The 23,594-nt window shown below is 60.2% G+C and carries 23 protein-coding genes; 8 read left to right on the forward strand and 15 right to left on the reverse strand.

Annotated elements, in window-relative coordinates; translation table 11 throughout:
• Positions 1-11: 11 nt before the first annotated feature.
• Genes BUQ90_RS04195 through BUQ90_RS04205 form a run of 3 tightly spaced genes read left to right on the forward strand, consistent with a single transcriptional unit; the run spans position 12 to position 2,546 of the window.
• Positions 12-884, forward strand: coding sequence for a crotonase/enoyl-CoA hydratase family protein (locus BUQ90_RS04195; RefSeq protein WP_074204867.1), 873 nt, complete (start codon positions 12-14; stop codon positions 882-884).
• Positions 885-907: 23 nt separating this feature from the next.
• Positions 908-1,540: a TetR family transcriptional regulator gene (locus BUQ90_RS04200; protein ID WP_074203852.1), complete on the forward strand. Its 633-nt coding sequence runs from the start codon at positions 908-910 to the stop codon at positions 1,538-1,540.
• 19 nt (positions 1,541-1,559) lie between these two features.
• Entirely contained in the window at positions 1,560-2,546 is a 987-nt protein-coding gene (locus BUQ90_RS04205; RefSeq protein ID WP_159437026.1) for an MBL fold metallo-hydrolase, read from the forward strand.
• On the opposite strand, the gene BUQ90_RS04210 is transcribed toward BUQ90_RS04205, so the two are convergent.
• From BUQ90_RS04210 to BUQ90_RS04220, 3 genes are read right to left on the reverse strand one after another with little or no spacing between them, the layout of a single operon-like run.
• The gene (locus BUQ90_RS04210; RefSeq protein ID WP_074203853.1) at positions 2,543-3,274 is read right to left on the reverse strand and encodes a class I SAM-dependent methyltransferase; all 732 of its coding nucleotides are present in this window, start codon (positions 3,272-3,274) and stop codon (positions 2,543-2,545) included. The two genes, BUQ90_RS04205 and BUQ90_RS04210, sit on opposite strands and share 4 nt — an antisense overlap.
• A gap of 7 nt (positions 3,275-3,281) precedes the next feature.
• Complete coding sequence (locus BUQ90_RS04215) at positions 3,282-3,599, reverse strand: DUF1330 domain-containing protein (RefSeq protein ID WP_074203854.1); 318 nt, start codon at positions 3,597-3,599, stop codon at positions 3,282-3,284.
• Complete coding sequence (locus BUQ90_RS04220) at positions 3,596-4,813, reverse strand: CaiB/BaiF CoA transferase family protein (protein ID WP_074203855.1); 1,218 nt, start codon at positions 4,811-4,813, stop codon at positions 3,596-3,598. The genes BUQ90_RS04215 and BUQ90_RS04220 overlap by 4 nt, the downstream gene beginning before the upstream one ends.
• 98 nt (positions 4,814-4,911) lie before the next feature.
• On the opposite strand from BUQ90_RS04220, the gene BUQ90_RS04225 reads away from it, so the two are divergent.
• Positions 4,912-6,429, forward strand: a complete 1,518-nt coding sequence (locus BUQ90_RS04225) for a hypothetical protein (RefSeq protein ID WP_074203856.1) — start codon at positions 4,912-4,914, stop codon at positions 6,427-6,429.
• Positions 6,430-6,477: 48 nt separating this feature from the next.
• Entirely contained in the window at positions 6,478-6,948 is a 471-nt protein-coding gene (locus BUQ90_RS04230; RefSeq protein WP_074203857.1) for an Lrp/AsnC family transcriptional regulator, read from the forward strand.
• Positions 6,949-7,284: 336 nt separating this feature from the next.
• Here BUQ90_RS04230 and BUQ90_RS04235 read toward each other — a convergent pair whose 3' ends face one another.
• From BUQ90_RS04235 to hppD, 3 genes are all read right to left on the reverse strand, one after another.
• Positions 7,285-8,295 carry a fumarylacetoacetate hydrolase family protein gene (locus tag BUQ90_RS04235; RefSeq protein ID WP_074203858.1) on the reverse strand — a complete coding sequence of 337 codons (1,011 nt, stop codon included), beginning with the start codon at positions 8,293-8,295 and terminating at the stop codon, positions 7,285-7,287.
• Positions 8,296-8,428: 133 nt separating this feature from the next.
• Positions 8,429-8,977: a VOC family protein gene (locus BUQ90_RS04240; RefSeq protein ID WP_074203859.1), complete on the reverse strand. Its 549-nt coding sequence runs from the start codon at positions 8,975-8,977 to the stop codon at positions 8,429-8,431.
• Complete coding sequence (gene hppD / locus BUQ90_RS04245; protein WP_074203860.1) at positions 8,974-10,077, reverse strand: 4-hydroxyphenylpyruvate dioxygenase; 1,104 nt, start codon at positions 10,075-10,077, stop codon at positions 8,974-8,976. Before hppD ends, BUQ90_RS04240 begins: the two co-directional genes overlap by 4 nt.
• Positions 10,078-10,219: 142 nt before the next feature.
• Between hppD and BUQ90_RS04250 the strand changes: the two genes are divergently transcribed.
• Positions 10,220-11,497 (forward strand): ACS family MFS transporter, encoded by a 1,278-nt coding sequence (locus BUQ90_RS04250; protein WP_074203861.1) that lies wholly within the window; start codon positions 10,220-10,222, stop codon positions 11,495-11,497.
• On the opposite strand, the gene BUQ90_RS04255 is transcribed toward BUQ90_RS04250, so the two are convergent.
• From BUQ90_RS04255 to BUQ90_RS04280, 6 genes are all read right to left on the reverse strand, one after another.
• Positions 11,489-12,499, reverse strand: coding sequence for a M14 family metallopeptidase (locus BUQ90_RS04255; protein WP_074203862.1), 1,011 nt, complete (start codon positions 12,497-12,499; stop codon positions 11,489-11,491). The two genes, BUQ90_RS04250 and BUQ90_RS04255, sit on opposite strands and share 9 nt — an antisense overlap.
• Positions 12,500-12,512: 13 nt before the next feature.
• Positions 12,513-13,943, reverse strand: coding sequence for a glutamate-cysteine ligase family protein (locus tag BUQ90_RS04260; protein ID WP_074203863.1), 1,431 nt, complete (start codon positions 13,941-13,943; stop codon positions 12,513-12,515).
• Positions 13,944-14,056: 113 nt separating this feature from the next.
• Positions 14,057-14,686, reverse strand: a complete 630-nt coding sequence (locus BUQ90_RS04265; protein ID WP_074203864.1) for a hypothetical protein — start codon at positions 14,684-14,686, stop codon at positions 14,057-14,059.
• Between the two features lie 55 nt (positions 14,687-14,741).
• Positions 14,742-18,203 (reverse strand): error-prone DNA polymerase, encoded by a 3,462-nt coding sequence (locus BUQ90_RS04270; RefSeq protein ID WP_074203865.1) that lies wholly within the window; start codon positions 18,201-18,203, stop codon positions 14,742-14,744.
• On the reverse strand, positions 18,200-19,780 hold the full coding sequence (locus BUQ90_RS04275) for a Y-family DNA polymerase (protein ID WP_074203866.1): 1,581 nt from the start codon (positions 19,778-19,780) through the stop codon (positions 18,200-18,202). Before BUQ90_RS04275 ends, BUQ90_RS04270 begins: the two co-directional genes overlap by 4 nt.
• Entirely contained in the window at positions 19,668-20,576 is a 909-nt protein-coding gene (locus tag BUQ90_RS04280; protein ID WP_074203867.1) for an ImuA family protein, read from the reverse strand. Before BUQ90_RS04280 ends, BUQ90_RS04275 begins: the two co-directional genes overlap by 113 nt.
• A 145-nt stretch (positions 20,577-20,721) precedes the next feature.
• Here BUQ90_RS04280 and BUQ90_RS04285 point away from each other — a divergent pair, with 145 nt between their 5' ends.
• Both BUQ90_RS04285 and BUQ90_RS04290 read left to right on the forward strand, forming a co-directional pair.
• The gene (locus tag BUQ90_RS04285; protein WP_074203868.1) at positions 20,722-21,549 is read left to right on the forward strand and encodes a class I SAM-dependent methyltransferase; all 828 of its coding nucleotides are present in this window, start codon (positions 20,722-20,724) and stop codon (positions 21,547-21,549) included.
• A gap of 83 nt (positions 21,550-21,632) precedes the next feature.
• On the forward strand, positions 21,633-22,397 hold the full coding sequence (locus tag BUQ90_RS04290; protein ID WP_204244732.1) for an ion transporter: 765 nt from the start codon (positions 21,633-21,635) through the stop codon (positions 22,395-22,397).
• 12 nt (positions 22,398-22,409) lie between these two features.
• Here BUQ90_RS04290 and BUQ90_RS04295 read toward each other — a convergent pair whose 3' ends face one another.
• Genes BUQ90_RS04295 through BUQ90_RS04305 form a run of 3 tightly spaced genes read right to left on the reverse strand, consistent with a single transcriptional unit; the run spans position 22,410 to position 23,591 of the window.
• On the reverse strand, positions 22,410-22,688 hold the full coding sequence (locus tag BUQ90_RS04295; RefSeq protein ID WP_074203869.1) for a TehB family protein: 279 nt from the start codon (positions 22,686-22,688) through the stop codon (positions 22,410-22,412).
• Between the two features lie 5 nt (positions 22,689-22,693).
• The gene (locus BUQ90_RS04300) at positions 22,694-23,137 is read right to left on the reverse strand and encodes a hypothetical protein (RefSeq protein ID WP_074203870.1); all 444 of its coding nucleotides are present in this window, start codon (positions 23,135-23,137) and stop codon (positions 22,694-22,696) included.
• Positions 23,124-23,591 (reverse strand): group III truncated hemoglobin, encoded by a 468-nt coding sequence (locus tag BUQ90_RS04305; protein ID WP_074203871.1) that lies wholly within the window; start codon positions 23,589-23,591, stop codon positions 23,124-23,126. Before BUQ90_RS04305 ends, BUQ90_RS04300 begins: the two co-directional genes overlap by 14 nt.
• Positions 23,592-23,594 lie beyond the last annotated feature (3 nt).

Here is a 23,594-nt window from a genome sequence, read left to right on the forward strand (position 1 = left end):
AGGAGAAGCTGATGACCGACTATACCCAGATCCTTTATGATGTCGCCGACAATATCGCGACGATCACGATCAATCGCCCGGACAAGATGAATGCCTTCACCAATGTCATGCTGAAGGAAATGATCGATGCCTTTGATCGCATCGATGCGGATGATGATGTCCGTGCGGTGGTGGTAACAGGAGCTGGAGATCGCGCCTTTTGTGCAGGCGCCGACTTGACGCCAGAAGGCGGCGGCAAGCCCTTCGCCAGCGAGGACCCGGTCGAGGATTATTCGGACTTGCGCGTGCGCGATGGCGGCGGCAAACTGACCTTGCGGATTTTTCAGTGCCTCAAACCGGTAATCGCAGCGGTCAACGGCGTTGCAGTGGGCGTTGGTGCAACAATGCAGCTGCCAATGGATATCCGTCTTGCTGCGGATACCGCGCGCTTCGGATTTGTTTTTGCCCGGCGGGGCATTGCGCCCGATGCCGCGGCGAGCTGGTTCCTGCCGCATATTGTCGGGCGTCCGCTGGCCCTCGAATGGTGCATGACCGGCCGCGTGTTCGATGCCGACGAAGCGCTCAAGGGCGGTTTGGTGCGTTCGCTGCACAAGCGGGAAGAGCTGCTCGAGGCGGCCTATGCCATTGCCCGGGAAATTGTCGAGAACACGGCGCCGGTTTCGATAGCCCTGACGCGCCAGATGCTCTGGCAACTGCCCCAGGGCGCGCATCCGATGGATACCCACCGGGTCGACAGCCGGCTCATTTACAATCGCGCCAAGTCTGCCGATGCCGCCGAGGGCGTGGCAAGTTTTCTTGAGAAACGCGCACCGGAATATCCGGACAAAGTGTCATCCGACATGCCGGACACCTTCCCTTGGTGGGACGAACCTGTTTATAAGTAACCTGTATTGCGTGGGGGAAGAGCATGAGTGTCGAAAAACTGGCGACAAAGGCAAATGACGAAGGCGCGCGCGAGAAGCTGATCGAAACGGCCAGCCAGATCATGCGCGAAGGTGACACGATCGACATTTCCTTCAGCGAACTGTCGGTGCGGTCGGGCCTGAACAGCGCTTTGGTCAAATATTATTTTGGCAACAAGGATGGCCTGATGGAGGCGATCCTCGAACGCGACATGGACAATATCCTCGAGCAGATTGGCCTGCTCATCGAGAAGGACTGGCCGCCCGAGGACAAGCTGCGGCATCATATTGGTGCGGTGATCGATACTTATTATGAATTTCCCTATCTCAACCGTTTGACCATGCGGCTGATCCGCGATGTTCCGCCGGAAGGGGCTCGCAATATTGCCGACAAATATCTGAAACCCCTGTCCGAGGCCTATAACATCTTTGTTGGCGAGGGGATTAAATCCGGCGTGTTTCGCGACATGAATCCGGATCTGTTCTATTCGGCGGTCACCGGTGCAGCGGACCGGTTTTTCACCGGAAAGCTGGTCTGGAAATATTGCTATGGCCGCGAGGATTTCGATGAACGCATGCGCGATGCCTATCGGGAACAGACTGTGGATCTGATCATGGCGGGAATATTGGCGAAATAGACCTTTCAGGGGAATGAAAATGCAAAAACTGGCCGGATATGCCGCCGCGCTGATGACTTTGGGCGCGAGCCAGATTGCGCTCGCACATGGCGCGCAAGATCCGCATGCCCGGACCACACCGGCGGTCGAGGTCATGCCGATGGATCAGATGCTCAAGCTGTTTGGCTGGGACTTTGATAAAACCGAAATCCGGACCGAGACGCTGGCCGAAGGCTTCCATGTCCTGTTCGGGCTGGGCGGCAATATCGCGGTTTCGGTGGGCAAGGACGGCACGCTGATCGTGGACGACCAGTTCCCGCAGCTGATGCCCAAGATCAAGGCCGCGCTGGCCGAACTGGGCAGCGAGAAAGTCGATTTCGTGATCAATACCCATTGGCATTTTGATCATGCCGACGGAAACCTGACGCTGGGCAGGGAAGGCAGCTGGATCGTCTCGCAATCCAACAGCCGTGACAAGATGCTGAATGATCATGTCATCAATTTCGGACCCTTTGCAACCGAGCAAAAGGCTTATCCGGAACATGCCCTGTCCGACATCACTTTTGACAAGACCATGCAGTTCCACATCAACGACCAGAAAATCGAGCTGGTTCATGTCGGACCGGCGCACACGACGGGTGACGCAGCGGTGATTTTCCGCGGCGTCAATGCGGTGCATATGGGCGATGTGTTCAACAATGCCGGTTATCCCTTCATCGACGCCGACAATGGCGGGGACATGGATGGCATGATTGCTTTTTGCCAGGCCGTGCATGATGCGATTGACGACGAAACCAAGGTCGTTCCCGGGCACGGCCCTGTCACCACGCGAGCGAAGCTGGCCCGCTATATCGCAGTTCTGACCATCGTCCGCGACCGGGTGCAGGCACTGATTGATGAAGGCAAAAGCCTGGATGACATTGTTGCAGCCAAACCGACGGCAGATTTCGATGAGGAGTTCCAGGCCAATCCGATGATGGTGCCCAGCTTCCTGAGCCGGGTCCATGCCAGCCTGACGCGGGACTAGCTGGTGACCACCAGCCGATAGCCGATATCGAGCGCGCCTCGTTCCATCAGATCACCATAGCGGTCTTCCCACAGACCGGAGCCCAGGTCTTCGTCCAGCTTTTGCAAGGGTGCGGTGATATCATCCAGCTTGGCAAAGGTGGAAATCGCCGACCGGACATCGGCATCGAGATAGGCATGCGGTCGTCGCCAGTAGGCACCGAGGAAGCCGTCGGTACAATCATGAGGGATGGGAACCGGTGCGATTTCCACATCACCCAGAATCCGTCCATATTCCGGCATAACCGGCATGATCGGCTGGTCCAGTTCGACGATCTCCGGGATATAGTCGGCGAGCCAGAAATAGGGGGCGTGGGGATCGAAGGTGAGGATCACCAGCGGCCCTTTTGCCACGCGTCGCATCTCGCGGAGACCGGCTTCCAGATCGGTCCAGTGATGAACCGTCAAAATGGCCATGGCCGCGTCAAAGGACCGGTCCTCGAACGGCAGCGCCTCGGCGGCGCCCTGAAAGACCTTGCCGGCATCCGGTGGGCGCTGGCTGATCATTTCGGCGGAAGGTTCCAGCGCCGTTACCGTGCGATCCGCCGGCTCATAGGACCCCGCACCGGCACCGACATTGAGGACCGATTGCGCGTCACCAAGCGCTGCATGTATGACCTTTGCAATGCGCGGATCGGGCTGGCGGAGACGGGAATAACCGGAGCCGATTCTGTCATAAAGCGCCGCCATGCCGGGCCTAGTCCCGGGGTGGCAGGCCGTGCAACATGGTCAGGAACCTGAGCTCCGTTCCGGCCCGGCGGTGCTCGGACAGGGCCTGATAGTCGGGGTCATTATACCAGGCGGTCGCAGCCTCGGCACTGGGGAATTTGAACAATACCACCCGGCCTTCCGGCGGATGACTGCCTTCGAACGTGGTGGATGCGTCGTCAAAGGTGATGAACGTCCCGCCATGTTTTTTGAGGATCGGGAAAAAGCCCTTTTCATAGACCCGGTATTTCGCCGCATCATGTACGGTGAAGTTCGCCATGACGTGGACCGGCGCTGCGTCGCTCATGTTGCATTCTCCTCTTTCGGCATGCCAAGCGCGCCGCGAACTTCGTCATTGTCCGCGCCGAGAGTCGGCGGGTCGGCATAGATATTGGCCGGGGTTGCGGAATAGTGGACCGGGTGGGTGATGGTGCGATATTTGCCGATTTTCTCGCCCTCGCGCTCCTGCCAGAAGCCGACCTGCTCGAGATGGGGATCTTCCAGAACATCACCGATTTTGTTGTAGCGCATCGCCGGGATATTATGTTCGTCGAGCAGTGCCAGCCATTCTTCGGATGTCTTGGTCGAGGCGATTTCCTCGATAATGCCATAGAGTGCGGTGATATTCTTTGTCCGCTCCGAATAAGTAGCGAAGCGCGGTTCGTCGAACACACCCGGCCGACCGCCGAGTTCAAAAAACTTTCGCCACTGGGCGTCATTGTAAGGCACCAGTCCGATATAGCCGTCCCTGGTCGGATAGGGCTTGCGATTGGCGTTGATCGAGCGGGTATAGGCGAGCCGGCCATTGCCCGGGATGAAGGTTTCCCCCCACAGGTTCTCGACCATGTTGAACCAGGTGAAGGCCTCGAACATTGGCACCTGGACAAACTGTCCCTCGCCGGTCTTTTCCTTGTGATACATGGCCGCCAGCGTCGCATTGACTGCGAACAGCCCGATGGTCTTGTCGGCGATCAGAGACGGGGCATAGAGCGGCCGGCCGCTGTCACCGCGCATTTCGAAAAGCGAGGCAAAGCCGGACACGCATTGGATCAGGTCATCATAGGCCTGGCGATGCGAATAATCCCCGCCCTGACCGAATCCGGCGCAATGGACGTAAACAATACCCGGATTCACGGCCTTGACGCTCTCATAGTCCAGCCCGAGCCGTTCCATGCCGGCGAGGCGGACATTGTGAAAAAACACATCGGCATGTTTGAGCAGTTCGAGAATGACCGCCTTGTCGGCCGCATCCTTGCCGTTGAGTGTGACCGATTTCTTGTTGCGGTTGAGCGCGGTGAAAATCGGGCCGAGATCGCCGGTGGGATTGTCCCCGGCATGACGCATCATGTCACCGGCCATTTTGCCCTGACCATTTTCGATCTTGATCACGTCGGCGCCCATGTCGGCGAAGTTCAGGGTGGCGAAGGGCCCGAGCACCACCGTCGACATGTCGACAATCTTGAGGCCCTTTAGCGGCCCCGTTGGTTCTTCGTCCCATTCCAGTTCGGGCCATCCGCTCATCGACACTATCCTCAATTTAACAGGTGCATGAATATGGCTGTCTGTTATCAGTTTTAATCGATTGATGAACTGTTTATTTGAGGGATGTTGTTTTGAATATGTCAGATCCGAAAGCGCCGGTCCTGGTCGGGGTTGGTGAATCGAGCGGAAAAGCTCTGAAAGCGGCGCAGGGCACCGAGTGGCCATCGACGGCAGAGCTGGCTTCTGCTGCGGTCAAGGTCGCGCTGGCGGACAGCGGAGCGGCGGAGAAACTGGCCGCTTCCGTTGATTGTCTGCTGTCCACGCGCCTGTTTCATGACAGCGGATTGCCGCATCCTTTTGGCTCGCCGGAAAACCATCCCGAAGCAGTGGCCATCGCGTCCGGGCTGGATCCTGCGACACTGCTTTATGGCGATGTCGGCGGGCAGAGTCCGCAAAAGCATGTCAACCAGCTGGCCTGTGACCTGTATGCGGGCAAATATACCGCGGTTGTCATTGCCAGTGCGGAAAATACCGGCACGGTCAAACGGGCCCGGCGCAGCGAGAAGGCGCTGGACTGGAACCAGGCGGCCACGCGCGAGATGACCGACCTGCGCACGGACGATGACAAGATGCTCACGCCTTATGAATGGCGGCAGGCGATTATCGATATGCCGATGGCTTATGCGATGGTCGAAAATGCGCGACGGGACCGGCTGGGCTTGGACCGGGACAGCTATGCCCAGGACATGGCCCGCCTCTGGTCGGCCTTCTCTGAAGTCTCGATGACCCGCGAACATGCCCAGTTTGCACGCCACTGGACTCCGGAAGAGCTGCTTGAAGAGGCGCACGGCAATTACCGCCTCAACGATCCCTATCGCCGGTGGATGGTCGCACAGGATGCGGTGGAGCTGGGGGCTGCGGTAATCATGACGACGGCGGGTCATGCCGCGGAACTCGGGATTGCCGAAGACCAGATGATCTACCTCCACAGCGGGGCCGATGCGAGCGAACCGCTGATGAGCCTGCGCCCGGACCTTTCGGTGTCTTCCGCGATGGAACATGCCTTCCCGACCGCAATGGATCTCGCTGGTCTGCAGGCGAAAGATATCGGCCCGATGGATATCTACAGCTGTTTCCCCGTGGCGGTGTCGCTCGCCATCGACGCGCTCGGCTCACCCGACCGGGCGCCGGGCTCCTACACGCTGACCGGTGGCCTCAGTTTCTTCGGCGGGCCGGGCAACAGCTACAGCACGCACGGGATTGTCGCCCTGACCCAGGCACTGCGCAGGGACGGCAGCAGGCCCGGCCTGATCTCGGCCAATGGCGGCGTGATCAACAAGGAATCAGTCGGTATTTATGCCGCACATCCGGTGGAGGGCGGATGGTCACCAGACCGGATTGCCGCTCCGCACCGGATCGGGAAGACCGACCATATCCGGGAGGAATATTATTTTGACGGCAAGGCCGTGATCAAAAGCTACGCCATGCCCTATGGCAAGAAAAGCCGCGGCGCCGCGAGCCTGTGGCTGGAAGATGAACAGGGGTTGCCCGCGATCGGCGTACTGCCGGACGCGCCGGAGGATACCGATCTCATCGGCATGACGGTCGACGTGCGGACCGACGACAATCGTAACGTTGCAACATTGACGGGATAGCGGAAAATATTTCTGTATATTTGCCATTTCCGGTGATATTTTCACCGAATGGCAAATGAAATCAAAAAACTGGACCAGAATGACCGCAACATATTGAAGGCGCTGCAACAGGATGCGAGCCTGTCCCTCGAAAATCTTGCGGCGCAGCTCAGCCTGTCAACCAATGCCTGCTGGCGCCGGATCAAGCGGATGGAGGCTGACGGTATTATCGCCCGGCGGGTTGCCATTGTCGAACCGGAAGCGGTCGGGCTCGGCATGACCGCCTTTGTTGCGGTGCGGACAAATGACCATAGCGACCAGTGGCTGAAAAAATTCGCGGCCGCGGCCTCCGGGATTGATGAGGTCGTCGAATTTTACCGCATGGCCGGCGAGGTCGACTACATGCTGAAGCTGCTGGTCCGCGACATGGCGGACTATGACCGGGTCTACAAAAAGCTGATCAAGGCGGTGCCTTTGTCGGACGTCTCGGCCAGCTTTGCGATGGAGCGGATCAAATATGAAACCGCGGTGCCGGTGTAACGGGCTGGAAACAGAAGTTTCCGCGTGCGACTCTTGAGTCTCTATTTTTTCCCTCAAGCGCCGGGCGGGCACATCCGTGCCCTTGGCTTTCCTCGCATAAGCTCGGGCGCGCGGTCGCGCTTGCCTCGCTGCGCTCGGTTCACCGATCTATCGAGAGGGCACCAATCCGACGCGAAGCGGAGGCAAGGCCGACTGGCCGCCGCGCCTTATGGCGCGTAGCCAAGCGGGCGGATGCCTGCGCCCGGCGCTTGAGGTTCAAATAAAAAATCTTCCCGCGCCCGGCGCTTGAGGTTAGAAAAAGAATCCGGCGCTTGAGGGAACAAAATAAACTCTCCCTCAAACCGCCACAACTTCCTGCCGGATGGCACCAAAGATCGAATGTCCGTCGGCATCCAGCATCTGGACTTTGACAGTGTCGCCTGGGCGCATGAACGGGGTTTTCGCTTCGCCCTCATTGATCGTCTCGATCATCCGGATTTCGGCGATACAGCTGTATCCCAATCCGCCTTCGGACACCGGCTTGCCGGGCCCGCCATCGGCATCCTGATTGGAGACCGTGCCAGAACCGATAATTGTTCCGGCGCAGAGCGGGCGGGTTTTTGCCGCATGCGCCACGAGCTGGGCAAGGCTGAAGGTCGCGTCGACCCCGGCATTGGCGCGGCCGAAGGGCTCGCGATTATAATCGACCTGCAGCGGCAGATGGACAACGGAATCCTTCCAGGCATCGCCCAGTTCGTCCGGGGTCACCGCCACCGGAGAAAAGGCCGAGGGCGGCTTGGACTGGAAAAAGCCGAAGCCCTTGGCCAGTTCACCCGGGATCAGGCCGCGCAGCGAGACGTCGTTGCACAGCATCACCAGCTTGATGTGATCCGCGGCATCTGCATCGCTGGCGCCCATCGGCACGTCGTCGGTGATGACCGCGACTTCGCCTTCCATGTCGCAGCCCCAGGCCGGATCACCGAGCGGGATATCATCGCGGGGCCCCAGAAACGCGTCGGAGCCGCCCTGATACATTAGCGGATCATGGTAGAAACTTTCCGGAACCTCGGCACCGCGCGCCTTTCGGACCAGTTCGACATGATTGATATAGGCGCTGCCATCGGCCCACTGATAGGCACGGGGCAGTGGTGAGTGGGCATCATTCTCGTGAAACCGCTCACAGGGCACCGCCTGATGCTCGACATCGCGATAGAGCGCTTCCAGTTTCGGCGCGCATTGTTCCCAGTCATCCAGCGCCGCCTGCAGCGTCGGCGCAATATTACCGGCTTCGCAACAGCGCGTCAGGTCCCTGGATACGACAACCAGTCGGCCGTCGCGCGTATCATTTTTCAGCGTGGCGAGTTTCATCTTTTTCCTTCGGCGGTTTTCCAGATCCGCTCATCCTGAGCTTGTCGAAGGATGAACGCAGAGATGACGGGACAATGCACTGCAATTCATGCTTCGACAAGCTCGGCATGATCGGTGGGCATCAAGAGAGAGATCAATGCTCGTCGCGGGCTTTTTCGTGCAGCCAGGCGGCATGCTGGGGTGCCTTCCTGGTCTGGCTCCATTCCTCGAGCATCTCCGGAGCCACGCGGCGCAATTCGGCCATTTCCTCATCCGTACCAATATCGCAGGCGATTTCGAGGCGATGCCCGTTGGGATCGAAGAAATAGATGGACTTGAAAATTCCGTGATGGGTCGGGCCGAGCACTTCCAGTCCTTCGGCCTCGGCATTGGCCTTGGCCGCGAGCAATTCGTCGAGCGTCTCGACCTTGAACGCAATATGCTGCACCCATTCCGGCGTGTTGGGATCCTTGCCCATGTCCGGCTGTTCGGGCAGCTCGAAAAAGGCGAGAATATTACCGCCCCCAGCATTCAGGAAAATATGCATATAGGGATCATGCTCGCCGGTCGAAGGGACTTCATTTTCGGCAAAGGCGATATCAAAATCCATGCCCATCACGCGCTGGTAAAACTCGGTCGTTTCCTTCGCATCACGGCAGCGATAGGCAACATGGTGGATGCCGGAAAGGTTGGGCGCGCTCATTCGGCGGGTTCCTTCACGTCGAGGACACCGCGTGCAACCTGATCGCGTTCGATGCTTTCGAACAGCGCCTTGAAATTGCCTTCGCCAAAACCGTCATCGCCCTTGCGCTGGATGAATTCGAAGAAGACCGGGCCGATTTGCGGTTCGGCGAAAATCTGCAGCAACAGGCGCGGTTCGCCACCTTCTGTGGTTCCGTCCAGCAGGATGCCCCGGGTCTGGAGCGCTGCCGGGTCTTCGCCATGGCCGGGAAGGCGTTCCGCAAGCATTTCATAATAGGTGGCCGGCGGCGCAGTCATGAACGGCACGCCCAGTTTCTTCAGCCGGTCCCAGCAGGCCACAAGATCGTCACAGATCAGCGCGATATGCTGGATGCCTTCACCGTTGAACTCGCGCAGGAATTCCTCGATCTGGCCCTTGCCGCCTTCGCCTTCCTCATTGAGCGGTATGCGGATCTTGCCATCCGGCGCGGTCAGCGCCTTGGATGTCAGGCCGGTATATTCGCCCTTGATGTCAAAGAAGCGGATTTCGCGGAAGTTGAACAGGGTTTCGTAATAGTCCGCCCAGTATTTCATCCGCCCGCCATAAACATTATGGGTCAGGTGATCGATAATGTTGAAACCGGCACCGACCGGGTGGCGATCAACACCGGGCAGATATTCGAAATCAATGTCATATATGCTGAGATTCTCGCCGCGCTCACCGCCGTCATAGCGGTCGACCAGATAGAGAATCGCACCCCCAATGCCGCGAATGGCCGGGATGTGCAATTCCATCGGGCCGGTTTCGACCTGCACCGGTTCCGCCCCGTTGGCGATCAGATGTTCCCAAGCCTTGCGCGCATCGCGTACCCGGAAGGCCATGCCGCAAGCGGAAGGCCCATGTTCGCGGGCGAAATACCAGGCGGCAGATTTGGGTTCGTAATTGATGATCAGATTGATCCCGCCCTGGCGCCACAGATGCACGTCCTTGGACCGGTGCTCGGCGATTTTGGAGAATCCCATCACCTCGAACACAGGCTCCAGAACACCCTTTTCAGGTGCACAAAATTCAACAAATTCAAAGCCGTCCAGGCCAGCGGGATTTTCAAACAGATCAGCCATGATTGTTCCTTGGGACAGATAGTTTCAGGGAAGCAGAATTTAGTTACAAATGAAACTATAGGGGATTCGCACCAGATATGCAAGAAAATAGCCACCCGGCAAATCACAGAAGAATCGGGACGAAAACAGGGGAAGTCAGCATATGCAAAAACGCCATCAACTGGTGCTCATGGCGTTTCTCGCCATCTTTATCTGTTACATGGACCGGGTCGCCATATCGGTGGCGATCATCCCGATGGTCGAGACTTATGGCTGGGACCTGTCGACTCAGGGTCTGGTGCTCTCCAGTTTCTTCATCGGCTATCTGCTGACCCAGGTTGTCGGTGGCAAACTGGCCGACCGTTATGGCGGCAAGGTCGTGCTCGGCTTCGGTGTGTTCATCTGGTCGCTGTTCACGCTGGTCGCGCCGCCGGCAGCCGCGCTCGGCATCACGGTTCTGATCGTTGCGCGGATTCTGATGGGCATGGGGGAGGCCGTCACCTTTCCTGCCATTTATGCACTCTATGCCCGCTGGATCCCGGTCAAGGAACGCTCACGCTCGGCCGGTTTCTCGAACAGCGGCATACCGCTCGGCACCGTATTTGCCTTGCTCGCCACGCCGATAATCGTCGCGCAATGGGGCTGGGAATGGGTGTTTTACCTGTTCGGCGGCGTCGGCTTTATCTGGTGCGTGATCTGGTACTATGCCATCGCTCCGACCCCGTCCCGGCAAAGCGGGATCAGCCAGAGCGAGCTCGACCGGATTTCCGCCGACACGATCGCCGAGGCGCCGGCCACGGCAACACCGTGGGGCGCCTTGCTGGGCAACATGCCGGTCTGGGCCATCATTGTCGCCCATTTCTGCAATAACTGGTGGTTCTATGTCCTGCTGGCCTGGCTACCGACCTTTGTCACACAGGGGCTGGGCGTGGATTACGCCTCTGTCGGCCTGTTCGCGATGATGCCGCACATCGCGCTGTTTCTGTGCATGAACATTTCGGGTCTGGTCGCGGACCGGCTGATTGGCCGGGGCATGACCATCACCCATGTCCGCAAGCTGATGATGATCATCGGCTTTGGCGGCAGCATCATTGCCCTGCTGCTGGTCGGGCAGGTGGAATCCGCTGTTGGCGCCATTGCCATCATGACGGTTGGCAGCGCCATTGGCGGATTTGCGGTCAGCGGCTTTTTCGTCAACCACATGGACATCGCGCCGGAACATGCCGGCACGTTGATGGGCATCACCAACACGGCGGGCACCATTCCCGGGATTGTCGGTGTGATGGTCAGCGGCTGGATACTGGACAGTACCGGGTCCTGGGCGCTGGTCTTTCAGGTCGCGGCCGCTGTATCAGCCTTCGGATTGCTGTTCTATCTGCTGTTCGGCAGCGGCGAGCGGCAGTTCACACCTGAGACATCACAGCCCGCCACCTCACACTGAGTCCATCGGCTCCATGACGTAGAACAGGCAGTCCTGTCGGGCCACAAACGCGTCGGTGGTGGCCATGGACGGGATGATATCGGTTTTGGCGATCAGCTTGCCATCATGGATGTCGAACAGCTCTGATCCGATATCCTGCCCATTGTCGAGCGTCGCGGTCAGCGGCAGGTCACCGTCTGCTTCCAGCTCGGCAAGGGTTTCGCCCTTCCGGAAAAGGCCGAAATTAAACTGGTCGATATCCGGTCGGAACCGGACATCATTGCCGCTATTGTCGAAACTGAAATCCCGCTCCGGGCGGATCTTTACCCTCGCGTGCGTCCGAAGCAGGATCAGGTCGCCGCTGGCCGGATCATGGTCGGGCAGATGATGCATGTGCAGGCAGTCGTCGATAAAGCGGGTCGCATCGTCGACGCCGCTCTGATCATCGGGCTTGCCGCATTCGATCGTGATCGCCGGACAATGTTCCGACATGGCCAGTGACTGGACACCTACCGGCTGACGAAAATAGACGGCGGTGCGCCCGAAAAGGCTCGCCAGCTGGAGAAATTCCGGATCGAGCCGGTTGATGCATCCGTAATGGGGATTGCGCCCGGTATTGTTGTGCAGGTCAATACTGAGAAAAAGTGGCCGGGCGGTAACGGTTTCGACCACCTCCTGCATGATCCGGCTTTCGGGACATGGTGGCAATTCGGTTCCCGGCCAGACCCGGTTGAAATCCTGCTGGTGCCCCAGCACCCGTGCGCCCTGTTCCGCTGCCTCCACATTGCTGATGAACAGCCAGACCGAGCGCGGCAGTTCGCTGTCCTGATATTTGCGCAATATCCGCTGCACGGCATGAAAGCCGACCGGTTCATTGCCATGTTGCAGGATGGTCAGAAAAAGCGGCGGATCGCGACGGCCTTTCAGATATACCAGAGTCGGGCCGTCAAGCAGGCCATGCAGCTCGGCGGGCGAGCAGGTCAGAAAGGCATCCGGCAGGCGTTCGGGACGGGCAAGTTGCATGATGGTGAGCGGTTTATTCCGACGGGTCCAGCGGCCAGCTGTGCACCGGTTCGCCCAGATCCTGATAATGCAGGTAGCTTTTGAGCAGCTGCGCCATGTCGCCGCCATGTTCCTTTACAAATTGGCGCTGCCAGACGGCACCGGTCTGCCCGGTGCGGGCGCGCTGTTCAATAATGCCGAGATAGAGTTCGCGGTCGGCTTTTGCAATGTCCAGCTGTTCCAGTCCGGCATGGGCCATGGGCAGGAACAGGTCGAGGATCAGCTCGTCAATCGGACGGTCGTCAATCTGCTGCCAGCGGATTCTGGCGTCTAGGCCATCATGTGCTGCGAGATAAAAATTGTCGCGCGCGGTATGATACTGGCATTGCGCATGCGGCCTGACCTCATTCTCGGCAAACCAGGTGACAAGACCGTAGTAGAAGGCCGCGTTGGCCATGGAATCGACGATCGTCGGGCCCGCCGGTACCACGCGTTGTTCCATGCGGAAGTGCGGTGTCCCGTCCTCATCCCAGCCGACAATCGGGCGATTCCAGCGCCAGATCGTCCCGTTCTGGAGGCGGAGATGGTCCATTTTTTCCGGCGGCCGGTCCGAGCATTGCGGCAGCAGCACGGGATAGCGCTGGCGATTGGCGCAGAATATGTCGCCAAAACCCTCCTCGATAAAGCGGACGCCAAATGTGACCCGCTCGGCATAGTCCCAGTTTCCGACCGACACCGCCTGCTCGAACAGGGGAATACGGCTTTCGGCCCAAAGGTCCCGGCCAAACAGATAGGGCGAATTGGCCGAAACCGCCATCAGCGGGGCTGACGCCAATTTCGAGGCATTGTAATAATCCGTGCCGCCGCCTTCCGGAATCTTGAGATGGATCTGGAACGAGGTGGCTCCGGCTTCAAGCATCACGTCCATATGCTCGCTTTGCAGATGCTCGATACCGTCTATGTCAAGCAGGATCGGCTGGCCCTTGCGCAGGCGGAAAATCTGGTTGTTGATCGCCTTGTAGCGCCGGGCGTCGGACATGTTCTCTTCGCAAAGATGCGCGCTGGTCACGGTCGGCAGGATGCCGATCATCGCCAGCCGCAGATCCATCTGCGCTGCAGTATCGCGCGCGTCGCGCCACAATTTCTCGAGATTTTTGTGCAGCTCCGATATGCCGGTTCCGGACAGGATTTCCGGATCGCCGTTAAACTCCAGATTGAATCGGGACAGCTCCGGCACGACCAGGTCGTTGTCCAGCGCGGCGATAAATTCCTCGTTGCGGGCAACTGGTTGCATGTCCTGGTCGACCAGCCAGCATTCCAGTTCGAAGCCTGCCGTGCGCGGCGAACCGGATATCCGGCCTTCCTTCTCCCAGGCCATGAGCAGGTCGGTTTCTTTTCGCAGATGTTCCGCAAATTCGCGGGAATCAGCATCCGTGAAACTGGTGGTCTCGATTTCCTGCCCCATAGGCTCTCCCTGAAATCAGCATATCGCCTTGACCAGCTTTGGCAATATCCCGGGCAAGGCTTTTATTCATCGGGATCGTTTGTGGTGCCGTCGGGCGGGTGAGGTGGCGCTCCTCAGGTCAGCCGGGCGGCGACTTCCCGGAGTTTCCGGAAGCGGTCTGCCGTTGTCCGCCCGAAACCGATATCGATGGGCAGTTCCTTGTCCTCGTGATGGACGTTCAGAAAGTAGATATGCCCGCCTTTTTCCCAGACCCGGTCATGATCTGCCCATTCGTCCATTTCATACAGCGTGAACGCCTTTTCGTCATCCATTGTGGCGGGATCTGCGCCGATGAAATCGGTGAATCGCTGGCCTTCATGGCCGACTGCCTGGCTGATGGCGGCCCGGTAGGATGCGAGGCGCTGCTCGACCTGCCGGTCGATCTCCTCATATTCCATCGATGCCCAGGGATCGTCAAAAAACATGTGAGAGGTGCACAGTGCAATATCGGTCTGGGGGGCAAGATTTTCATCTTCGCCATCCCCATCCCAATCCTCTTCCCAGTCTTCGTCATCCGCAAACTCGGCGGCCTCAGATTCGGCCAGTGCTTCGTCGAAACTGTCGTCGAAAGCAGGCGCCGCGGCCAGCATCGCGGTGGCGGCCTCCGACTCGAATTCCTCGTCGGACGCAGAGACCAGTTTCCGGAACAGCGGTTCCGGGGCATCGGTCAGGGTCCAGCTCCAGATGGAGGGGTTTTGTGTCACGGATCATCCTTTGGCTGTTAACCGGAAGTCCACCATTGTCGTTCCGCGGCGCAGGTCAATGAAAATCCCGGGACTTGGGCAATATGCGGACATTGCGCGGGTGACCGTGGCGGGGATAGACGGGCTGCGGGACGGCTGGCTCGCGGAGCGCGGCCTGCTTGTCCTCATTGCGATAGACCGGGCGGTTGACTTCATCGGCCCGGGCCATGGCGACCGGCGTTCTGGTGCGCGGATCACCGCCGCTCCGGGCGGCATCGACATGCGCAGCGGGAATGGCGGGCCGGTTCCGCACGCCGATATGGTCCAGCATGGCTGTCGCGTCCTCGATCCGGCTGACCATCAGGTGAATCACGCCCTCGCGGCTTTTCTGCACCTCGCCGCTGGCGATCATCAGGCGCGCAGCCATGACCGGGCGGCGCATCTTTTCGAACCGGCTGGCCCAGAGCAGCAGGTTGGCCACGCCGGTTTCGTCCTCCAGCGTGATGAATATCGCATTGCCCTTGCCGGGCCGCTGGCGGATCAGGACAACACCAGCGACGCGCTGGAACGACCCGTTCCTGGCCTGTGCCAGTTCCGCGCAACTGAGAATGCCATGCTGGCGCAGGTCCTCGCGCAGAAATTCCATCGGATGGCCTTTGAGTGACAGCCGGATGCTCTGATAATCGGTGACGACATGCTCGCCCTTGGTCATGGCAGGCAATCGGGAATCCTCCTCCTGACCCAGTTCGCGCGCCTGCGCCGCCTCGAACAGGGGCAATGTGCTGACCGGAGTCCGGCGGACTTCCCACAGCGCCTGTCGCCGGTCGAGGCCGAGCGAGCGGCAGGCATCGGCGTCAGCGAGCAAGCGAAGGGCGCGGGACGGCAGATCGGCCTTGCGGGCCAGCTCCTCGATGCTGCGAAACGGCCGGGCTGCCATGATCTGCTCCGCCCAGGCTTCACGGAACCCGTCAATCTGGCGGAACCCGATGCGCAGCGCGATCTCTTCTCCCCTCCCGCTTGCGGGAGGGGTCGGGGGAGGGCCTGCCGATATGTTCAATCCCTCCCCTAACCCCTCCCGCAAGCGGGAGGGGGATTGTGACTCCACCCGGTTGTCCCAGTCGCTGTGGTTCACGTCCACCTCGCGCACCGCGACCCCGTGTTCGCGGGCATCCCGGACGATCTGCGCGGGGGCATAGAATCCCATCGGCTGGGAATTGAGCAGCGCCGCGGCAAAGATTGCCGGATGATGGCATTTGATCCAGCTCGACACATAGACCAGTCGGCCAAAGCTGATCGCGTGACTTTCGGGAAAACCATAACTGCCAAAACCCTGGATCTGTTTGTAACAGCGCTCGGCAAAGTCGCGGTCATAGCCCTTGGCGGTCATCCCCTCGATCATCTTCTGCTCGAAATGATGGATCGTCCCGACATTGCGGAATGTCGCCATGGCGCGGCGCAGCTTGTTGGCATCGGAGGGTGAGAATTCGGCGGCGACAATCGCCAGTTTCATCGCCTGTTCCTGGAACAGCGGCACGCCAAAGGTCTTGCCGAGCACCGACTTGAGCTCGTCCGGGTCATGGGGCGGTTTGGGCGAGGGCAGGGTGACTTTCTCGACTCCCGAGCGCCGCCGCAAATAGGGGTGAACCATATCGCCCTCAATCGGCCCGGGCCTGACAATCGCCACCTGGATGACAAGATCGTAAAATTCGCGCGGACGCAAGCGTGGCAGCATGTTCATCTGTGCGCGGCTCTCGACCTGGAACACGCCGATGCTGTCGCCCTCGCACAGCATGTCATAGGTCGCCGGATCCTCATGCGGGATATTGTGGAGTGTCAGCGCATCACCAGCGAGCGTAGCCGGCTGGAGCTGCAGATCGTTGATCATGTCAAAGGCCTTGCGGATGCAGGTCAGCATGCCCAGCGCAAGTATATCGACTTTCATCAGGCCGAGCGCATCAATATCGTCCTTGTCCCACTCGATAAACGTGCGGTCTTCCATCGCGGCATTGTGGATCGGCACGGTCTCGTCGAGCCGGTCCTGGGTCAGGACAAAGCCGCCGACATGCTGCGACAGATGACGGGGGAATTGCAGGATCTCGTTCACCAGATCACCGAGTCGGCGGATTTCCGGACTGTCGGGATCGAGTCCGGTTTCCTGAAATCTCTTGTCCGGCGCGCTGCTGGAATAGCTGCCCCAGACCGTACTCGACAGGCGCGAGGTGATATCTTCCGACAGGTCGAGCGCCTTGCCGACTTCTCGGATCGCGCTGCGCGAACGGTAATGGACGACCGTTGCGGCAATGCTGGCGCGGTGCCGGCCATAACGTTCGTAAATATACTGGATGACTTCCTCGCGCCGTTCATGCTCGAAATCGACGTCGATATCGGGCGGCTCGCGGCGCTCTTCGGAAATGAACCGCGAGAAGAGCAGGTCATGCTCCATCGGATCGACCGAGGTGATCCCGAGCAGATAGCAGACCGCACTGTTCGCCGCACTGCCCCGCCCCTGGCACAATATGCCAAGGCTGCGTGCATGTTTGACAATATCGTGGACGGTCAGGAAATAGGGGGCATATTCCATGCGCGCGATCAGCCGCAATTCGTCCTCGACCTTGTCGCGCAGCCGTTCGGGCAGGGTCTCGCCATGCTGTTCGTGCGCGGCCGACCAGGCGAGATGTTCGAGCCAGTCCTGCGGTGTCCAGCCCCTGGGGACCGGCTCGTCGGGATAATGATAGCTGAGCTCGTCCAGTGTGAAATCGATCATGCCGAGCAGCTTTTGCGTTTCGGCAATCGCCTCCGGCCAGTCCCGGAACAGCCGCGCCATTTCCGCCGGGCTCTTGAGGTGCCGTTCGGCATTGGCGGCAAGCAGCCGGCCGGCTTTGGTGATCGTTGTCTTCTCGGCGATACAGGTCAGGATATCGTGCAGCGGTCGCTTGTCGGGATCGGCATAGAGCGCATCGTTGGTGGCGATAAGCGGGATATTCCAGCCCGCCGCCCGTGCGGCCAGCTCCTCCAGGTGTCGCCGGTCCGGTCCGCGGCGCGGCATGGTCGCCGCCAGCCAGAGATGGGGTGCGCGGGTACGGAGCTCTGTGATGAGTTCGTCGTCTGGACATATGTCGGGTGGCGGGAGGATGATCAGCGCCATGTCCTCGGCCCAGTGCAGCAGGTCGGCGGCATGGAGAAAGCAATCCCCCTTCTCTGCGCGCAGATTGCCGGTTGATAGCAGCCGGGTCAGCCGTCCCCAGCCGCGCCGGTTCAGCGGATAGGCGATGATGTCGGGTGTCGCGTCAGCAAAGACCAGCCGTGATCCGACGACCAGTTTGAAATCTGGCAGGGCGAGGCCTTCCTCCTCGGCATCCTCGCGGGCTGTCCGCAGCGCGACATGCGCGCGCACGACCCCGGCGACACTGTTGCGATCGGCAATCCCGATCCCGGTCATGCCAAGCGCCATGGCCTGCATCACCATGTCCGCCGGAGACGAGGCGCCGCGCAGGAAACTGTAATGGCTGGCGGCGCAGAGTTCGGCGAAGAGGGTCATGCAAACAGGCCGTGAATATACCAGTCGGGACGGGCCTTTTCGTCGCCATAAAGCCCGTGACGAAACAGCCAGTAGCGCCGGCCCCGCGCGTCCTCGACGCGGTAATAGTCACGGGTCAGCCCGCCTTTGCCGGGCTGCTGGCCATCGCGCCGGGTCCACCATTCGGAGGCGATCCGTTCCGGCCCTTCATAGCGCAGCACCTGATGGGTCTTGCGCCGCCAGGTGAAGCGCCAGGGCGGACCGTCCGGGACTTCGGCGATGACCTGCACACGCTGCGGCGGGTCAAACATGTGCAGCGGACGCGGCGGGGAATGGTCGCTTTCGGGAATTTTCCACGGGGCAGGCGCGGGAACATCAAGTGCCGGCAGGGCGAGCAGGCCCTGTTCGGGGATATGGCTGTCCGCCGGGGCGAAATGCTGGACGGCATCACGGCCCAGACGGGTGCTGAGCTGGCTGATCAGGGCGGCCTGGTCTCCCTCCCGGTCTTCCCCACCAGCGAGACGCAGCTGCTTTGCGGCGAGCGGCTCGGCCGCAACAATGGTGAGGCGGATGAGATCATAGCCAAAACCGGGATTGAGTTCGTCATTGAGCGCGTCGATCCGCTCTCGCAGCAGCCGTTTGAACAGGGCGCTGTCCCGTGTCGGCTGGCCGGTCTCGATCCCCAGTCGCGCAACATCGCCATCACAGCGAAACAGCAGCATCCGGATCATTCGCGCGCCCTGGCCCCGTTCGGCGAGCTGTTCTGCCGCCTCCCCGAACAGCTCGCCAAGAATGTCGAGCGCAGCATCGATATGCGTCAGCGGTTCGGCAAAGCGGCGTTCGGTCACGACATTGCCTAGACTGCGCAGCGGGTCGATCGGGCGGTCCTCCACACCAAGCAGCCGGTCGAGCCGCAGGGTTAGCTCCATGCCGAAACGCGCAGCCAGTGCCGGACGCGGCCGCTCGGCAAGGTCTCCGACAAGATAGAGCCCGGCGCGTTCCAGTGCCTGATGAGTCTTGCTGTCCATCTGTAGCGCACTGACCGGAAGCTGCGCTTCGGCACCCTCCTTCAGGCCATGCCGGGCGAGGGCCAGCGCGGCATCCGGCGTGCCGGCCAGTGCCCATTGCACGGCATGACCGGCGGCATCGAGCCGGTCCTCGGCGTCCTGCGCGAGTGCGGTTTCGGACGGATAAAAATGGGTCGCGCCGCCAATGTCGAGAATCAGGCTGTCCGGCGCATCGATCGCGACCATTGGCGTATAGCGCTCGCAGGCCTCCGCGAGCCGGGCGAGCCGTACGGCATCGGCAAGCGGTTCATGTTCGCGGGCCTGCAGCTCGGGGACCCGGGCCCGGGCATCGGCGAGTTTCATGCCGGGACCGAGCCCCAGCGCCACGGCCTGCCGGTCGGCAGCCGCGATCACCACCGCGCCGCGCTGTTTTTCGGTCAGGACAAATGGCAGGGCGGTGGCAGGGTCCGGTGCCGGATCAGGCGACCTGTGCTGCCGGATGATCCGCTCGGACGACAGGAAGGGCAGGAACAGCGCCAGTGTCCGGCGTGTCCTGTCCGGCCGGCAGAGCGCGGAAGATACGGTGTTCACGATTCCACTCCAGTCGGGCGTTGAGCCCGTAGAGTCCGCTGCGATGGCGCAGCAGACTGATATCAAAAGCCGGATGGCCCGGGGCATTGGCGGCGAGTGGTGCCGATGGGGCGGCGGCCACCTGCCAGCGGCTCCAGGCAGCGCTCGGCATCGGATCGTCCTTGTCGCTGCCCGAACGGAGCAGCAGGGTCAGGACGCCCGACTCGCGGGCCGAGAGCGACAGCCGCCGGGTTGCGGTGAGGTTCAGACCCCTGGGTTTGCGGCCGGACAGCGCGATAATGACCGCCGCCATGGCAGGCGAGCGTGTGCCTTCTGCCGCAGCCCGCAACGCCGCGATGCTGTCTGCTGCCTCGACATGGATGATGTGTGCAGGATCCACACCCAGTTCCGCCAGTCCCGGTGGATAGAGCCGGCCCTGTCGCCGCGCTTCTGCGCTTTCCGACACCCACAGCACCGGGCGATCCGGGACTTTGTCTGCATCCCGGCAGCGCTCGGCCAGCAGCAGGCTCATCGCGGCGGCGCTGGTCAGATCATCCCGGCCAGCGCCATGAATTTCGTGCAGGGCGGCACAGGGCATGCCCGGTTGACCACCATGGCCGCGCAGCGCCTGATCAAGCGCATCGACCCCAAAGGTGAAATGGGTTGGCCGTTGGTCGGCTGGTTCCGTCTTGCCAGCGGGCGAGGCGGAAAGAATGCGCGCCAGCCGGGCCCTGAGCGCGGCTCTCCTGTTCACAGATGTCTGTCCTGCGGGCAAAAGCGGTTCGCTCAGCCGAGATTTCGAATCGGGTATGTTCATGGTTTGTTCCAGTGTAAGGAACATGTCGCTCTGGTCAAGCCACCTGCATCAAATGCGGGTGAACAATGTCTGCAAAGGCTTTTGGTCGAACAGAACTTGACCGGTCGGCAAACCGGGTGTCTCCTTGCGCGGGAGGAGAAATGCCATGAAGACAAATCCACTGAAATCCGTTGCATGGAAAACGGCTGTCCTGGGAATGGGGCCCGTACTTGCCGGGGCGATGATCATGTCGGGGCCGGCTCAGGCGGCGCATCATGAGAAGGCGAGCGCAGCTGTGGATATCGCCCAGACCCGCGCGGCTCTGGCCAGTGCACCGGGCCGGTCTGATGCAGACAAGGAACGCGATGCGGGACGCAAACCGTCGGAAGTGCTGCACTTTCTGGGACTGAAACCGGGCGACACGGCGTTTGACGTTCTGGCTTCCGGCGGCTGGTACAGCGAAGCCCTGTCCATTGCGGTCGGACCCGAGGGCAAGGTTTATGCCCAGAATCCGGCCGTGCTTCTGCAAATGCGCGATGGTGCGAATGACAAGGCGCTGACCGCCCGGCTGGCCGACAACCGTCTGCCCAATGTGGTCCGGCTGGACGAGGAAATGACCGCGCTGTCGATTCCACCGAACAGCGTCGATGTCGCGATCACCGGCCTCAACCTGCACGATGTCTATAACAGTTTCGGAGAACAGGCGACGATCGGTTTTCTCACCGCAGTCAAGGCGACGCTGAAACCGGGCGGCGTCTTTGGCGTGATTGATCATGTCGGCAAACCCGGTGCGGATAACACGCCTCTGCACCGGATGGATCCGGCGCTGGCGGTCAGGGCCGCCGAAGCAGCCGGCTTCATGGTCGAGCAGGGGACCATGCTCGCCAATCCGCAGGATGATCATACAGGCAATGTTTTCGGACCGGATCTGCGCGGCAAAACCGATCGCTTCGTGCTCAAGCTGACCAAACCGAAACCGGGCAAGGATCAATAATCGCGGGAATAACAGTATCGCGGCTTGATTAGCAGCGCATGAACTTCCAAATGGACCAAAGATCCTCAGGGAGTCGTGCGTTCGTGATCGAGAAAATCCGAAATCTGATAGAATCATCGCGTTTTCAAAATGCGATCATGGCGGTGATCGTGCTCAATGCGATTGTCATCGGGATGGAAACATCACCGGCTCTGATGGACCGGTTCGGCCCGGTCCTGATCGGGCTCGACCAGATCGCGATTGTGATTTTCGTGATCGAGATCCTGTTGAAGCTGCTGGTCTACCGGCTGAGCTTTTTCAAAAACGGCTGGAATGTTTTTGATTTCGTGATTGTCGCCGTGGCGCTGATGCCGACTGGCGGTGCGCTGTCGGTGCTGCGTGCGCTCCGCATCCTGCGCGCCCTGCGGCTGGTTTCCGCCATGCCGAAAATGCGCAAGGTGGTGCAGGGGCTGTTTGCCGCCATCCCGTCCATGGGTACGGTGATCCTGCTGCTCGGGCTGGTCTTCTATATTGCCGCGGTCATGGCGACCAAATTGTTCGGATCCGAATTCCCGCAATGGTTCGGCTCGATCGGCGCCTCGCTCTATTCGCTGTTCCAGATCATGACACTCGAAAGCTGGTCGATGGGCATCGTCCGCCCGATCATGGAGGTTCACCCCTGGGCCTGGGCGTTTTTCGTGCCCTTTGTGCTGGTCACGTCCTTTGTGGTGCTGAACCTGTTCATCGCGATCATCGTCAATGCGATGCACGAGGAAGCCGATGAGGAACAGACCGCGCAGCGTGACGAGATACTGGAGGAAATCCGCGGCCTCAGAAAAGAGATGACGGAACTGAAAGCCAGGCTCTAGTCGCCGGCCTTTCTAAAGCTCTGGCGGTTGCCGGTAAAAATGGACCTGCATCTGCATCGGTCCGATCAGCTCGACATGATGCAATTGCTGTGGTTCGATCAACTGGCAATCTCCGGCTTGCATGACCCGGCGACAGCCTGTGCCCTCCACCACATAGACCAGTTCACCAGCCATCAGTTCGAGCACGCCCCAGGTTCCGGCCTTGGTGTCATGCGCCTTCTGCAACGCCTTGGGCAGGCTGGTCTCGTCAAAAACGGGGGTAGAGGAATAGGGCTCCTGTGGATCCGGCATGACAGTTACATCACCGTGAAGCGGATGACCGCGATGGCGAGCCCGAACGCCGCGAACATCATCGGGACAATCAGCATCTGGCCAAAGACGGAACCGAAGCTCATGGGACCGGTAAGGGTGTCGAAGCGCCCTTTGATCCACTGGCTTTTCTCCCGCGAACTCCCACGCCGCAAACTGTTGAGCGCGAAAGCCGTACCAAAATACATCAATGTGTAGAGGATGCTGATGACGATCATGAACATCGCCCGCCCGTCATGACCCGTGCCGAGGATCAGGCCTCCGAAAAACAAGCCATAGCTGGCCGCCATGACGCCCCAGATCACCGGTGGTATTCCAAAGGTCCCGGCTTCCGGCTGGACCGGTGCGGGGCCGGGTGCTGAGCAGGCCGTGGTCGGTTCGCCAGAGAATATGTCACCTTGAACGGCAAGACTGGTTTCATCGAGCAACATTGTGCTTCTCCTTGTTCTGGGGAATGTCAGGAAGGCCATCGCGGTGGATGGCAATGCCGGTGAGCAGGCTGTCCGCGATGCGTGCTGCCCGTTCGGAAAAGAAGCGGCAGGCGGCAGCATTGGGCATGACTTCGGGCAAGGTTTCGTCGAAGAGCAACAGCCAGCGGGTGAAATGCGACTGGTCGATGTCCGGGATTGCCAGATGCTTGACCATCGGGTTGCCATGAAAGCGGCCCGCTTCAATGGCGATGGAAATCCAGAAATCCTTCATCCGGGCAAGATGTGGAGGCCATTCCGTAATCCGGTTATTGAAAATGGGGCCAAGTATCTCGTCGCTACGGACGCGAATGTAAAAGGCTTCAACCAGATCAGAAATCCGGTCTTCCGTGATGCCCAGGGCGGCCGCCTGGACGGCTTTTTCCTCTCTTGCAGCAATCGTTTGGGGATGGGTCATCGG

Origin of the sequence: Parasphingorhabdus marina DSM 22363 (assembly GCF_900128895.1) — a bacterium.
Taxonomy (GTDB): domain Bacteria; phylum Pseudomonadota; class Alphaproteobacteria; order Sphingomonadales; family Sphingomonadaceae; genus Parasphingorhabdus; species Parasphingorhabdus marina.